11 protein-coding genes and 1 riboswitch are annotated in these 13,410 nt (G+C 33.9%); of the genes, 6 read left to right on the top strand and 5 right to left on the bottom strand.

The window, feature by feature from the left end:
- Positions 1 to 633 precede the first annotated feature (633 nt).
- Together MHH44_RS20230 and corA are read left to right on the top strand one after the other, a co-directional pair.
- Positions 634 to 1,572 (top strand): magnesium transporter CorA family protein, encoded by a 939-nt coding sequence (locus MHH44_RS20230; RefSeq protein ID WP_340798684.1) that lies wholly within the window; start codon positions 634 to 636, stop codon positions 1,570 to 1,572.
- Positions 1,573 to 1,707: 135 nt separating this feature from the next.
- Positions 1,708 to 2,661 carry a magnesium/cobalt transporter CorA gene (corA, locus tag MHH44_RS20225; protein ID WP_340798683.1) on the top strand — a complete coding sequence of 318 codons (954 nt, stop codon included), beginning with the start codon at positions 1,708 to 1,710 and terminating at the stop codon, positions 2,659 to 2,661.
- Positions 2,662 to 2,839: 178 nt separating this feature from the next.
- Here corA and MHH44_RS20220 read toward each other — a convergent pair whose 3' ends face one another.
- Positions 2,840 to 4,075 (bottom strand): IS110 family transposase, encoded by a 1,236-nt coding sequence (locus tag MHH44_RS20220; RefSeq protein WP_340799441.1) that lies wholly within the window; start codon positions 4,073 to 4,075, stop codon positions 2,840 to 2,842.
- Between the two features lie 487 nt (positions 4,076 to 4,562).
- A riboswitch (cyclic di-AMP (ydaO/yuaA leader) is annotated at positions 4,563 to 4,705 on the top strand.
- 207 nt (positions 4,706 to 4,912) lie between these two features.
- Between MHH44_RS20220 and MHH44_RS20215 the strand changes: the two genes are divergently transcribed.
- Together MHH44_RS20215 and MHH44_RS20210 are read left to right on the top strand one after the other, a co-directional pair.
- A complete protein-coding gene (locus MHH44_RS20215; protein WP_340799440.1) occupies positions 4,913 to 6,250 on the top strand; it encodes a TrkH family potassium uptake protein in 1,338 nt (445 codons plus the stop codon).
- Between the two features lie 23 nt (positions 6,251 to 6,273).
- The gene (locus MHH44_RS20210; RefSeq protein ID WP_340799439.1) at positions 6,274 to 6,930 is read left to right on the top strand and encodes a potassium channel family protein; all 657 of its coding nucleotides are present in this window, start codon (positions 6,274 to 6,276) and stop codon (positions 6,928 to 6,930) included.
- 186 nt (positions 6,931 to 7,116) lie between these two features.
- Here MHH44_RS20210 and MHH44_RS20205 read toward each other — a convergent pair whose 3' ends face one another.
- Both MHH44_RS20205 and MHH44_RS20200 read right to left on the bottom strand, forming a co-directional pair.
- Positions 7,117 to 7,461, bottom strand: a complete 345-nt coding sequence (locus MHH44_RS20205; RefSeq protein WP_340799438.1) for an ASCH domain-containing protein — start codon at positions 7,459 to 7,461, stop codon at positions 7,117 to 7,119.
- Positions 7,462 to 7,529: 68 nt separating this feature from the next.
- A complete protein-coding gene (locus tag MHH44_RS20200) occupies positions 7,530 to 8,951 on the bottom strand; it encodes an IS110 family transposase (RefSeq protein WP_340799437.1) in 1,422 nt (473 codons plus the stop codon).
- An 837-nt stretch (positions 8,952 to 9,788) separates the two neighbouring features.
- Between MHH44_RS20200 and MHH44_RS20195 the strand changes: the two genes are divergently transcribed.
- Positions 9,789 to 10,754, top strand: coding sequence for an arsenic resistance protein (locus MHH44_RS20195; protein ID WP_340799436.1), 966 nt, complete (start codon positions 9,789 to 9,791; stop codon positions 10,752 to 10,754).
- 36 nt (positions 10,755 to 10,790) lie between these two features.
- Here the strand turns inward: MHH44_RS20195 and MHH44_RS20190 are convergent, their stop codons facing one another.
- Positions 10,791 to 12,188 (bottom strand): NAD(P)-binding domain-containing protein, encoded by a 1,398-nt coding sequence (locus tag MHH44_RS20190; RefSeq protein ID WP_340799435.1) that lies wholly within the window; start codon positions 12,186 to 12,188, stop codon positions 10,791 to 10,793.
- A gap of 70 nt (positions 12,189 to 12,258) precedes the next feature.
- Positions 12,259 to 12,705 carry a MarR family winged helix-turn-helix transcriptional regulator gene (locus tag MHH44_RS20185; protein ID WP_087617237.1) on the bottom strand — a complete coding sequence of 149 codons (447 nt, stop codon included), beginning with the start codon at positions 12,703 to 12,705 and terminating at the stop codon, positions 12,259 to 12,261.
- Between the two features lie 94 nt (positions 12,706 to 12,799).
- On the opposite strand from MHH44_RS20185, the gene MHH44_RS20180 reads away from it, so the two are divergent.
- On the top strand, positions 12,800 to 13,288 hold the full coding sequence (locus MHH44_RS20180; protein WP_340799434.1) for a GNAT family N-acetyltransferase: 489 nt from the start codon (positions 12,800 to 12,802) through the stop codon (positions 13,286 to 13,288).
- Positions 13,289 to 13,410 lie beyond the last annotated feature (122 nt).

Here is a 13,410-nt window from a genome sequence, read left to right as displayed (position 1 = left end):
TAAAAGTATGTACTGGTGGTTAGATCAATTTGGAATATTAAAAGTGAGTTCGAATTCCTTCTTAGGAAAAGTAATTCAAAAAAAGGGAGATCCAATATTTGGATTTGAATTGAGAGAAGCAATTAAGAGAAAAGAAATTTTCCTAATACCTCGGGTAATGAATGGTGTACATAACGAAATTACCTTTAAAGAGTTTATCTATTGAATTCCTATTTAATATTTGCGAGGTATTAAGAAAATATTTGTTGGTAGGCAGGGTTTCTTATTCCACAATCGGGCGCTTTCCTTGAATAAGGAAAGGCTCTTTTTGCATTTAAGGGCCCTATTGTTGAACAACACCTAAATATCTATCTAGGTTAAACTTTGAAAAGTTGTAAAAATGTTTCCTTAACGTTGCAGGTTCATATTTTGTTTACAATTATACACTTACAAAGTAGAATATGTGAGGATATAACTTATTTAGGATAAGGAGTTGAATTTTTATGAGTAGTCATAATTGTAACGAACCAGAACCGGATTCTGGTAAAAAGGAAGACATAAATGAACTATTCTGTAGAATTTTGAAAACTGTTAAAAATTCAACTTTGAATGGTATAGATTTTTGACTTCCTGAACAATGAGGAGGTTTTACCAATGTTAAAGATTTACTTATCCAATAAGCAAGGAGTTCTTCAAGAAATAACAAAAATTCAAAATGGGTGTTGGGTTAATTTAATAGCACCAAACGAGCAAGAAATTATTGATATTTCTAGTGAATTGGAAGTACCTTTAGAATTTTTAAAAGATCCGTTGGATGAAGAAGAACGTTCAAGAATTGAAAAAGACGGTGACAACATTCTAATTATTGTGAATGTTCCCTTGGTGTCAAAGGATGAAAATGAAATACCTATCTATGACACGATACCATTGGGAATGATTATAGCCAAAAATTGCTTTGTCACTGTTTGCTTAAAAGACAATCCGATTTTTCATAATTATTCAGATAATAAAGTTAAGAATTTTTTCACTTATAAAAGAACAAGATTTTCATTCCAGATCCTCTATTCAATGGCAACTTCATATCTAAAATATTTAAAACAAATCAGCAAAAAAACAGATGCAATTGAAAAAGAACTACATCAATCCATGAAAAACAAAGAGCTTTTTTCATTACTAAATTTAGAAAAAAGTCTAGTGTATTTTACAACTTCATTAAAATCAAATAATATTGTAATGCAAAAAATGTTGAAAAGCAATTACTTAAAAATGTATGAAGATGATCAGGAATTGTTAGAGGATGTCATTATAGAAAATCAGCAAGCAATTGAAATGGCTGAAACACATACTTCAATATTAAGTGGAATGATGGATGCTTTTGCATCTATTATTTCAAATAATGTAAATATCGTTATGAAGTTCTTAACATCAATTACTATTATTTTGTCTTTACCAACAATGGTTGCGAGTTTTTACGGTATGAACGTTTCAATTCCATTTCAACAATACCCATATTCCTTTTTTATCGCACTCATTATCTCTTTCATTTTATCAAGCTTGACTGCAGTGATATTTTGGAAAAAAAGGTTTTTTTAAACTAAAATCATTGATGAAAGTGTTAGTCCAAAAAGGATTAACACTTTATTTTATTGAATTTATTTTAGTAATAATACAATTGAGTTTAAAAGAAATGAATGATATTTAAATAACTATTAAGAAGGTGTTAATACAGTGATTAACTTCATTGGAATTACGGATGAGAATAATTTGAAAACGGAAATTTCTATAAGCAATATTAATTTTTCTAATTATAAATGGTTTTGGGTGGATTTTAATCAACCAACTGATGAAGAAATAAGACATTTAGCAGATACTTTTAGATTTCATCCGCTTGCTATTGAGGACTGTATACATAGACTTCAACGTCCAAAATTAGATTATTACGATGACTATACTTTTTTTGTTACACATATAGTTCGAGAAGAAGAAAAAAAAATTATAAAAGAAGAATTAAATTTTTTTGTTGGAGTAAATTTCATTGTCACATTCCATCTTAAGCCATCAAAGGAAGTTGATGAGATATGGGAAAGGGTGTTGCAAAAGAACATTGAAAAATGGGACCCCTTTTATGTATTTTATCGAACTTTGGACAAAATTGTAGATAATTACTTTCCAATAATATATAAAATTGAAGATGATTTAGACAAAATTGAAAATAACATAAATCATAAATCGATGAACTTCCTAATGACTGAACTATTCGACACAAGATACATGTTATTAAATCTAATGCATACAGTTAATCCGATGCGGGATTTACTCTACCGTATGTTAAATTCCCATCATTTAATTAAAATAAGTGAAAGAAGAGAATATTTTTCTGATATTTATGACCATCTTTTAAAACTATCAGACACAATTATGTCAGATAGAGAATTAACAGCTGATATAAGAGACAGCTATCTCTCCTTGAATTCACATCAAACAAACAGAGTAATGAAAATTCTGACAATTATAACTTCCATTTTTGCTCCTTTAACATTTATTGCAGGGATTTATGGGATGAACTATGAAAATATGCCTGAATTAACGTGGAAATATGGTTATTTTCTTACGCTTGGACTTATGGGGATAACGGGAATATCAATGTTTATCTGGTTTAAGAGAAGAGGCTGGTTTAAATAATACGCTACTAAAGATTAATTGTTTAAACATTTTTTGATATTCAACAAAACCAGCTAATAGTTGTCAATAATTTATATTAAAAATAATAAAAATATCATGTTATACTAAACTTGTGCATACCAAATAACCTTCCAAATTTGATTTGGAAAGTTCAGGTTAAATTGGTTAAACTGTTAAATCAAGCTAAGTCTTGGAAAGAAGTTTTGTTTTTTAATAGTGCATAAATCCAATGTAAGAGTTTGTTTGCACAAGCTATTACAGCTACTTTAAACGGTTTTCCTTCTTCACGTTTTTTATCATAGAACGCCCGTAATTTCTTATTCCGAGGCAGGATTTCATCCGTTGTTTTCTGTTTTCGACAGTCACGAATCGCACATTTAACAGCCATATACAAAGCTTGCCGGAGTCTGCTAGAGCCTCTTTTGGTTATTCGGTTATAAGTACCTTTGAATGTCCCAGATTCAAAGACACTTGGATCAAGACCGGCAAATGCGACTAGTTTCTTAGGATGATTATACCTTTCAATTTCCCCAATTTCAGATACAATCGTGGCAGCGATTTTTTCTCCGATACCGGGAATTGTTCTTATAATCTTCGATTCTTCAATACTTTTTGCTAAAGCATCTATCTCATTCTCAAGTAGGGATAGATGTTTTTTGTATTCAAAGAGCATCTTAATATACATATCTAAGCTTAGGGAAAGACTAGAATATAAAGCCTTCTGAAAAGGGTTTTGAGCTGCTGCATTCATTAACTTTTCAGCCTGTTGATTTGCCCATTCTAGAGAACGAGTATTACAGAATTCTTTTATTTTAATTGTTAATACTTCATTGTTGGCTTTCAATATGTCTTCTGAAGTAGGAAATGCATGTAGTATTTTTAAAGAAACATCTGAATATAAGTCTCCAAAAACTTTAGTATATTCCGGAAAAACTTGATCTAAAACTGCCTGAAATTGTAGCTTAGTTTGTACATACATACCTGTAATATTATCGTGCTGTCTCGTAAGATGACGTAAGTTCGCAATTTGGATACCACGCCTTTTATAAGGCTCTAAATCTTCCTTATAATACAGCTCGCAGAGATGATTGGCATCAATGATATCTGTTTTTACCTTTCGTAAACTAGAACTTTTCGCTTTATAAGAGATGAGTGGATTAACGATAATTATTAAATAGCCTTTTTCCTCAAAATATTGAACAACCGGTGCGTGATAATGGCCTGTTGATTCCATAACAAGAGGGGGACGTTCTCCAGTAATAACTTCTATTTCTTTAATAAAATCTAATAAAATAGCTAATCCATCAAGATCATGTTTTATTTTAAAACTTTTCTTATAGGGCTTCTTTCTTTCCAAGTATGCTTGAACCTGACTTTCACCTTTAGCTACATCCAGACCAATGACTGGATTCATTATAATTCCTCCTTCAAAATGATAATTGCCGGTAACCCCTAAATCCTCCTTGTAGTGTCATAGCTTCGCTTGTTATACGAGATCAATGTCCCAACCAGCCTCAAACATGTTTCTACAAGTAGGGGGCGAACTGTTTTGCGGACGGGGTCATAGCCCCACGGGCGCTTACGTTCTACCCCGGCTACCGCTATCATATATCGATATAAAAAATGGTCAACCAGAAATATTTTCTGGCTGACCTAATAATACGATCGGGCGCGATTCTTGAAAAAGAATTGTGCTTTTACAGTAATAGGGCCAGATTGTTGAATAACAATTTTAAAGGAAAGTTTGTATTGTGTAGGTTTGTATTTAAACTGGTTAGCAGTTTAATACAACAAAAATCAAGTTTAAGCATACAATGTTATTGTAAGGAAACTTATAAATAAATTTATTTTAACAGTTTACAAGTGTTATACACAGGAGTAAAATAAGCTCGTAATTAGGAAACATAATAAAGCCAAATCTCAACAATTGAGAACGGAGGACCCAATCTTTTGGGGTTAATTCTGCATTTGCAGAAGGGATGATATTTACTCTTTCGCCATCCTAACCCGTCAGCTAACTTCGTCGGCTAAAGCGAGGGAGGTCATAATAGAGACCGCCTTATTCAAGTATTGTTTTTGTTGCTAACAGCAAAATGAATGCTTGTTTAAATCGGTCTTTTTTGCATTGAAAAAACAAGTTCATAAGTTCATTTTAGAATAATAAGCAGAATTGAGGGGAAACATATTAAGTTTAATCTTTGGACCATGTATATAGTTAAATATAATTTTAACTTTATTTTAGGAGAGAGTTATGAAAAATTTTAAAGAGGGCCTTAATCCATCAAAAATTCTTGTGATTGGCTTTGCCATTTTAATTCTAATAGGGGCTATTTTATTGACTCTACCCATAGCTACAGAGGATGGTAAAGGACTTCCATTCCTAGATGCGTTATTTACAGCTACTTCTGCTACATGTGTTACAGGTCTAGTGGTAGTAGATACAGGGGATACATTTTCGATGTTTGGTGAATTAGTGATCTTGTCGCTCATTCAAATTGGTGGTTTAGGATTTATGACGTTTGCAACCTTTTTATTCACTCTATTAGGTAAAAAAATCTCTTTAAAAGAAAGGATTATATTAAGGGAAGCTTTTAATGCTGCTTCGACTGTTGATATCGTCAAATTAGTAAAAAGAATATTAATTTTCACTGTAATAGCGGAGGGTATTGGAGGTATTGTTTTATCGATTAGATTTTCATTTGATATGCCGATTGGTCAAGCAATTTATTTTGGTTTCTTCCATTCAATTTCAAATTTTAATAATGCAGGCTTTGATTTGATGGGGGAATTTAAAAGTCTTACTGAATACGTTGATGATCCATTTGTCGTATTAACGGTTTGCTCTCTAATCGTTTTAGGAGGCTTAGGTTTCATTGTCATACACGATATATATGAATACCGTGTAACACGTAAAATTTCACTACATTCAAAAGTTGTATTGAGTACAACTCTAATGCTTATCGTTGGAGCATCCATCTTAATTTTCCTATTTGAGTATGGTAATGATAAAACATTAGGACCGTTGTCTTCCACAGGAAAAGCTCTCGGTGCCCTGTTCCATGGTATAACGCCAAGAACGGCTGGGGCAAATACATTACCAATGGCAGATTTGACTCATGCAACATTATTCTTAACTATTTTCCTCATGTTTATTGGGGGAGGTTCAGGATCGACTGCTGGAGGTATTAAGGTATCTACTTTTGCAGTTTTAATGGCAACAGCTCTTTCCCAACTTAAAGGGAGAGAAGATGTGGTTCTATTTAAACGTCGTATTGTTATACAGAGTATTCTAAAAGCACTTACTGTTGCGATAAGTGGCATCATGATTGTTGTAATCGTCACCTTTCTGCTAAGCATCACTGAACCAGGCCACAACTTTATTCTATATTTATTTGAAGCAACTTCAGCATTTGGTACCGTAGGACTTTCTATGGGATTAACACCCGAGCTTTCTCCAACGGGAAGAATTCTTATTATATTAACAATGTTCGTAGGGAGATTGGGTCCGTTAACACTTGGATTTGCTATTTCTAAACGACGTAAAAAAGAACCATTCCACTATATAAAAGGGAACATAATGATTGGTTAATTAATAAAGGGAAGGGATATAAAATGGCAATAAAACAATATGCTGTGATAGGTTTAGGGAGATTTGGAACGAGTATTGCTAGAAAACTTCATGATGCTGGGCAAGAAGTATTAGGAATCGATTTGGATGAAGAAAATGTCGAAGCTGCTGAAGGTTACGTAACAGATGCAGTGGTTGCTGATTCTACGGAAGAAAAGGCACTTACTTCATTAGGTATTACAAACTTTGACTGTGTAATTGTAGCGATTGGAAATGATATTCAATCCAGCATTTTAACAGTAGTACTTTTAAAAAATTTAGGTATGCAAAAAATTATTGCCAAGGCACTTGGCAAAAGGCATGGACAGGTGTTAGAGGCAATTGGTGTTGATTGGATCATTTATCCAGAAAGAGATATGGGTGAACGAGTAGCCAATCAACTCCTTTCACCAAATTTGCTTAACTATATTGAACTCTCAAAAAATTACAATATTGAGGAAGTTAAGATTCCTTCAAGGATGATTGGTAAAAATCTAAAAGAACTTGATATTCGTGCTAAATTTAATGTCAGTATTATTGCGATTGTAAGAAATGATGATATCATTGTTTCCCCTTCTCCTGAAGAGTTGCTTCAACCAGAAGATTTACTAGTCACTATAGGAAGTAGAAAAGACTTAACAAAATTCTCAAGTTTAGAATGAGTGTGTAAAAGATCCAATTTACTCTTATTCAATGTAGTGTAGTGCTTTAATTAAAAAATACGGAATTGAGTACAAGGAATACCCACGTTTCAATTTAATATTTTGGGGTTATTGTCGTTTTAATAGACTTAGGGATTTGTGAAAATAGAAGGGCTTATTGAGTAAAGCCCTCTAATTAAATAATAATTAACTATAATATTCAATCGTTATTGCTAATGTTCCCCATTCTTTTTCTTGTTCTGGTGTATATATTTCATATGTTCCATCTATCATTTCTTGCATCGTCCAACCTTCACAATCAATATCTTGAAACGGAATATCCTCATACATAGCTTGAAAGGTATCGTATATTTTAAGGTCAGTTACTTTAATTATTATAGTTTCATCTTGTTCAGGGATCTTTATAAACTCAATAAAATCCCCAACTTTTATTTTCCTTCTTTTTTCATCATTTAAGCGTACTTCCACCTTTTTCTTGCCCTTTCTAATTGAATCAAAATACTCACCATATAAGCCCATTTTATGTATCACTCATTATGTCACCTCTCTTTATATGTTAATTAATCAAATTACCTTTCTCTTATTATTAACCTTCTTCGTTAGCTTAATAATAAAGGGTTTTTCTCTTCTTTAGATATATCTAAGTCAGCCAAGTTAATGCCACAAGCAGCTGCATGAACAACTGAATCGTATTTAACGTTATTTTTCAGAAGAGAATAGATTAAATTAGGCAATTTACCACACAGATGACCGATTGCTTTTTTCTTACTCATTCCTTCGTCTACCTTCCGGTCATAATAGACTTTAAATACAGTAGGATGAGATTTACCATTTGCCAATATTATTAAGGATATCTGATAAAGAACACGACGAGCATCCCGAACGCCACCGTTAGTTTGTTTAGTTCCTTTTACTGATGTACCAGATTGTGTATTTTCAGCTGAAACACCTAAGTATTTCTTGAATTCTTTATATGTATTGAATCTTTCAATATCACCAATAACGCCAATTAATGTACAAGCTATATTTTCGCTAACGAAGGGGAGTGAAAGTAGAACTTCAGTATAGGGATGGGATTGAATTCCTTTTTCAGGTAATCCCCATAGGAGTTCATGAATTTCCTGATCTATCAGTTTTAAACTTTCTTCAAGCCGTAAGGCTTCTTCAATAACCCACTTTTGGCGACCTACAAGATGCTCGACAGGCACAGCGACAGTATTAGGCATTACTTCTGCTAAAACTTTAGCTGCCTTTTTGGCAACATTTTTAGCTCCAGCTTTTGAAATCGCATTGTATAATTCTTCTTCGCTTGATTCTTTCATATGTAGTCCGGTAGGGTATTCTAGAACTAATTTCATTACTGAGATTGAACTTAACTTTTTAAAAGCTTTGTTTAAATCAGGATGTGTGACTTTTAGTAACTGTTGTACTTGATTTTTTCTTCTAGTGAGTTGAACGTTTATATACCAGCGATCTCTCATTACGGTTCTAAATAGGGATTGTAGTACTGTTTGCGGTCTTATTAAAGTTACACCTTGCATATTAGGATGTAGTTGTTTATGCCATCCCATATAGGACATTACCTTTGCATCCATGGAATCGGATTTCTCGCTAATCCCTAAATTTTTACGGAATTCCCCAACTGCCTTGTTTTCGATTTGAAACAAATCATAACTCTCATTTAATAAAACCTGTTGGACTAAATAAGAATAATGTCCACCCGTGGGTTCTAAAAGGATTAGGAAGTCATCTTTATTTAAATTGAACTGATTTTCTATTTGTTTAAGAGCGCTTAAAAATTCTGCAATCCCCACACTATCAGAGCTGAATTTTAGTGTCTTAGTGCGCTTCCAAGCTATTCCCTTAGGGTCTAAAAAAGCAACGTATCTTATACAAGAAGCAACATGAAAACTCGCTCCAATGTCAATGCCAACATAGAACTGGTAAAACTTTCGCGATTCTTGATCTTTAATATCCTCAGTTTTATTTCCATAACTAAATGGACTACTAACGTTTTTCATTAATTTTCCTCCAATAAAAAAACAGTATTAAATATCTGACTATCCAAGTTTCTGTTAGAGCTCAAGGCCCAATGTAGCATGTCAGGATTATATCGCCAGATATTAAATCTCAAAGTGAATTAAAGAGTCTTTATTCTAAGCTCCAAACATCGGTAGAGTTTCAACTGTTAAAATAATATTAGATTTAGTTTGTTTTCTATATAGTCTATTAAATATAAAAATACGCCAACTTTTTCAAATTTCCTCCTAAAATATAAAAAATCCTGTCGAAATTCACAGGATTTAGTGCTGTATATAAATTACTGTGTGCAGTGCCGTATATAGCATGGAGTGCCTCACGTCAATATAAGAGGTCTACGAATCTAGCCCCAATCCGGTAGGTCGGAAATACCTTAAAGGGTCACTGCACACTTATATCTTACATGATTTTTTCGAATAAAAAAACAATGTCCCCAAACAATCGGCAGAGTTCCTCTCAAAGAGATCTCACGTTGAATACAAGGGTACATTGATGATTTAATTATATCGTAATGAACTTATTTAAAAAAGCCCATCTCGTTTGCATGTAGTCTATTAAAATTGCCATTATAAAAGTTAAAGCATTACAGAAACAATCGGGCGCGTTTATGGAGTAATGTAGGTAGAAAATGATCAAACTTTTTTATAAAAACTAAACTTAAAAACTCAAAAGCAGAATCCATTTTGATCAATCTTTTTTTCAAAATGGATTCTCTTATTATTAATTGTGAAATAATGATTTATGAGGTGTTATGATCAAACTTTATTTCAAAGCTACATGTTAAAGTGAGATTAGTTATTTAAGAAGGAGTTTTTACAGTGCTTTCAAAAGAAAAACTAGAAAATAATCAAGTACTTATTTATATCGGCACTTTAGTTATCGCTGTGGGCTTTGGACTGTTCGAATCTGATATGTCAAATAAGCTTGATATAACAATTTCGGTTGCCATTGGATTATTAATGTACAGTATGTTTTCACAAATTCCGTTTATGTCTTTAAAAGAGTCACTATCTAACCGTCGCTTTATAGTAGCCCTCATTATCGTGAATTATGTAGCCGTACCGATCGTTGTGTGGGTATTATCATTATTTTTACCAGGCTATCCACCGCTTTTATTAGGGGTATACCTTGTGCTGTTAACACCATGTATTGATTATGTGATAGTCTTTACAGCATTAGGGAGAGGCAATGAAAAAGCAATGCTCATTGCGACACCGGTTTTATTTATTACCCAAATGTTGCTGTTGCCTGTTTACTTATGGCTATTTATTGGGGAAGAAGCCGCAAAGCTGATAGAAGTGACACCATTTGTTGAGGCATTTTTTGGGCTCATTGTGTTACCTTTAGGAATTGCGATTGGTGTGCAGTTATTCGCAAAGAAGGGGAAATTCGGGAATCAGATGCTGGAATTCTCAGCATGGCTACCTGTTCCATTTATGGCTCTTACACTTTTCGTTGTTGTGGCTTCACAAATCAATAAGCTAACTGGATCAGCCGAATGGATTTTAAAAGTCATTCCGGTTTATTTAGCCTTTATGGTTATTATGCCTTTCATCTCTAAATTAATTGGGAAGTGGATGAAACTCGATGTGAAAACAGGTCGTGCATTAATTTTTAGTGGTTCTACACGAAATTCACTTGTTGTATTGCCATTTGCGTTAGCACTACCAAGCGACGTAAGCACAATTGTTGCAGCAATTATTGTGACCCAAACGATTGTCGAGATAATAGGTGAGCTCCTCTACATACGTTTGATTCCCAATGTTGTATTACGTGACCAATAAAGAACCCCTTGAAAATGGCTTCAAGGGGATTCTTTTTTAACAGCAATTAGAAGTGCTACTACTATTTAGATCTAAACTACATACACCAGTCTCAGGAAGGTCCAGCTCTACTTTACGTGCAGCTTCGATATCACCTGTTAGATAAGCGACAACTGAACGAACTTGCTCATAGCCGGTCGCCATTAAGAAGGTTGGCGCACGTCCGTAGCTTTTCATACCGACAATATATAAGCCAGTTTCAGGTTGACGTAATTCTAGTTCACCATGTGGACGAACTGTACCACAGCTATGCTCGTTTGGATCAATGAGTGGTGCTAATGCTTCAATACTTTCAACAGCAGCATCAATGGATAGGCGAATTTCTTTTAAGAACGAGAAGTCTGGGCGGCTTCCTGTATTCGCAATGATTTCATCGACGGCAGGAAGTTGTTGCTCGCCCGTCACGCCTTCACCTTTAATGATAATACCATTGGACGTTTGTGCAATTTCTTCGATATAAAATGGGGTAAAGACTTTTACTTTTCCTTCATCAACTAATGTATGAATGCGACTCCCTAATTCACCTCGAGCAGCAAGGGCATCCTTTTCTTCACCGCCATAAGCATCTTCTACACGCTTTTTACGTAAAACCCATGTAATTTCAACAAATTCAAGCTTTTCCAATTCTAAAATCGTATTAATAGCTGAGTGTCCGCCTCCGATAACAGCGATACGTTTGCCTGTATAGCGTTCTTTTAGTGTTTCAATATTTGGAATACCGTAAAAGATCTTATCAGCAAGCTTTTGTTCAGCCGATTTCCAAACATTATCTGCATGAACAGGATTCGGTGTTGCCCACGTCCCCGTCGCATCAATAACCGCACTGGCAAAAATGCGCTTTGTTTCACCGTTTTGTTCTGTATAAAGTACAAACGGGGCAGAGTCGCGACTGGCAGACTTCATTTTATCGTGATTTTTTTTACTAATACCTACAACTGTTGTATTAAACGAAATAAATGGTTGGATTCCAGGTAAATTTGCTAAGGGTTTTAAATACACTTCACGAATTTCTTGACCTGTTGGTAGGACATCTTCCTCTGGCATAGTCCAACCAGATTTCAGCAGTAATTGTTTAGCAGCTTTATCAACGTTGTATTGCCACGGTGAAAATAGACGAACGTGCTGCCAAGTTTTAATATTTTTTGCAACCTCAGAACCCTTTTCAAGAAGAATAAACGCTTCACCGGCTAAAGATAGATGGGCAGCAGCAGCTAAACCCACTGGACCTGCTCCAAGAATAGCAACAGGGTACGCTTTATTTAATTCAAAAGGTGTTTCATTAAGGGATGATTCTTTTTGTGTAGCTTCCATAGGTCCACAGCAAGACGTAACTGACTTAGGTGTTGGTGCACAACAGCTAGAAGTCTGTGATTTAATTGTTAACGGTATGTTCATTTTTAACATCCTCCTAAAATACTTGTAATTTGCAACTATATAATAAATAAAAAAGCAAGAAGGTTCTTGCTTAGTAAATTGGGGTACAGCATACTGTCGATTTAGACATTGCTTCGTTTAGAAGTTGAATCGAACGGAGGACAGTTTCTTTTTCAAAGTCGTTCATATGAGAAAATACTTCTTCTAAATAGGCATTCATGGATTCATCTATCGTTGTTGCAACAAATTTTCCTTGTGTTGTTAATGATAAAATTGATACACGTTTATCTTGAAGAGAAGGTGTTTTTTTAACCAATTCCATTTTCACAAGTGTTTGAATTTGTCGGCTGAATGTCGTAATATCCATTGCGAGTGTTTCAGCAATTTGTTGCATAGAAGGTGTTTGCTGTTTATCTATTTCGTAAAGAATTTGACTTTGAATAGTAGATATTTCAAATGATCCAACAGAGCAACAATTTTTGTTTAATAAGCCAAATCTTCGAGTTAGTATGTGAAAAATTTCGCGTTTGTTTTCCATTCAATCACCTCTAAATAAATTAAAACATAAATACTTGTAAAATGCAACTATTTGTTTTATTATTTTATTATTCAGTTTTTATGGAGGTTGATTTATGGCGATTAAAATTCGATTTGTTACAAGTGAAGATTGGCTAGACGTAAAAAGAATTTACGAAGCAGGAATAGAGACAAAAATGGCTACATTCGAATCGAAGGCACCTGAATCCTATAATGAATGGTTTGGTGAAGCAAATCCAAATTGTTCATTTGTTGCAACTGAGGAAAATCAAATTTTAGGTTGGTGTAAATTATCTCCTGTTTCTAAACGAAATGTGTATAAAGGAGTGGGAGAAGTAAGCATTTATATAGCGTCTTATGAGAAGGGAAAGGGAATTGGGGATTTATTACTAAACCATTTGATTGTAGCTTCTGAAAAAGAGGGCTACTGGACACTGGAATCCAAAATCTTTAAAGAAAACGTAGCTAGTCTAAAACTCCATAAAAAGAATGGCTTTCGGATTGTGGGAATCCGCGAAAAGATTGCTCAACTAGATGGGGAGTGGAAAGACAATCTGTTATTGGAAAGAAGAAAAGCTTTATAAAGTATCGCTAGCTTATTTTATATTAATATAATCATTAAAAACCTCATTAGAGCATTGTTGAATATCCGACAGAGGGTTAATTTCAAGCGTTATATAAGTATCAAGGGTTTACGTATATTAAA

The organism is Solibacillus sp. FSL K6-1126 (assembly GCF_038003445.1).
GTDB lineage: Bacteria > Bacillota > Bacilli > Bacillales_A > Planococcaceae > Solibacillus > Solibacillus silvestris.
Note: the sequence above shows the minus strand (reverse complement) of the source record. Positions and strands in the feature narration are given on the sequence as shown.

Coding starts and splice junctions, on each gene's coding strand:
- MHH44_RS20230 (WP_340798684.1), top strand. CDS start 634: ATGTTAAAGATTTACTTATCCAATAAGCAAGGAGTTCTTCAAGAAATA.
- MHH44_RS20220 (WP_340799441.1), bottom strand. CDS start 4,075: ATGAATCCAGTCATTGGTCTGGATGTAGCTAAAGGTGAAAGTCAGGTT.
- MHH44_RS20215 (WP_340799440.1), top strand. CDS start 4,913: ATGAAAAATTTTAAAGAGGGCCTTAATCCATCAAAAATTCTTGTGATT.
- MHH44_RS20210 (WP_340799439.1), top strand. CDS start 6,274: ATGGCAATAAAACAATATGCTGTGATAGGTTTAGGGAGATTTGGAACG.
- MHH44_RS20200 (WP_340799437.1), bottom strand. CDS start 8,951: ATGAAAAACGTTAGTAGTCCATTTAGTTATGGAAATAAAACTGAGGAT.
- MHH44_RS20190 (WP_340799435.1), bottom strand. CDS start 12,188: ATGAACATACCGTTAACAATTAAATCACAGACTTCTAGCTGTTGTGCA.
- MHH44_RS20185 (WP_087617237.1), bottom strand. CDS start 12,705: ATGGAAAACAAACGCGAAATTTTTCACATACTAACTCGAAGATTTGGC.
- MHH44_RS20180 (WP_340799434.1), top strand. CDS start 12,800: ATGGCGATTAAAATTCGATTTGTTACAAGTGAAGATTGGCTAGACGTA.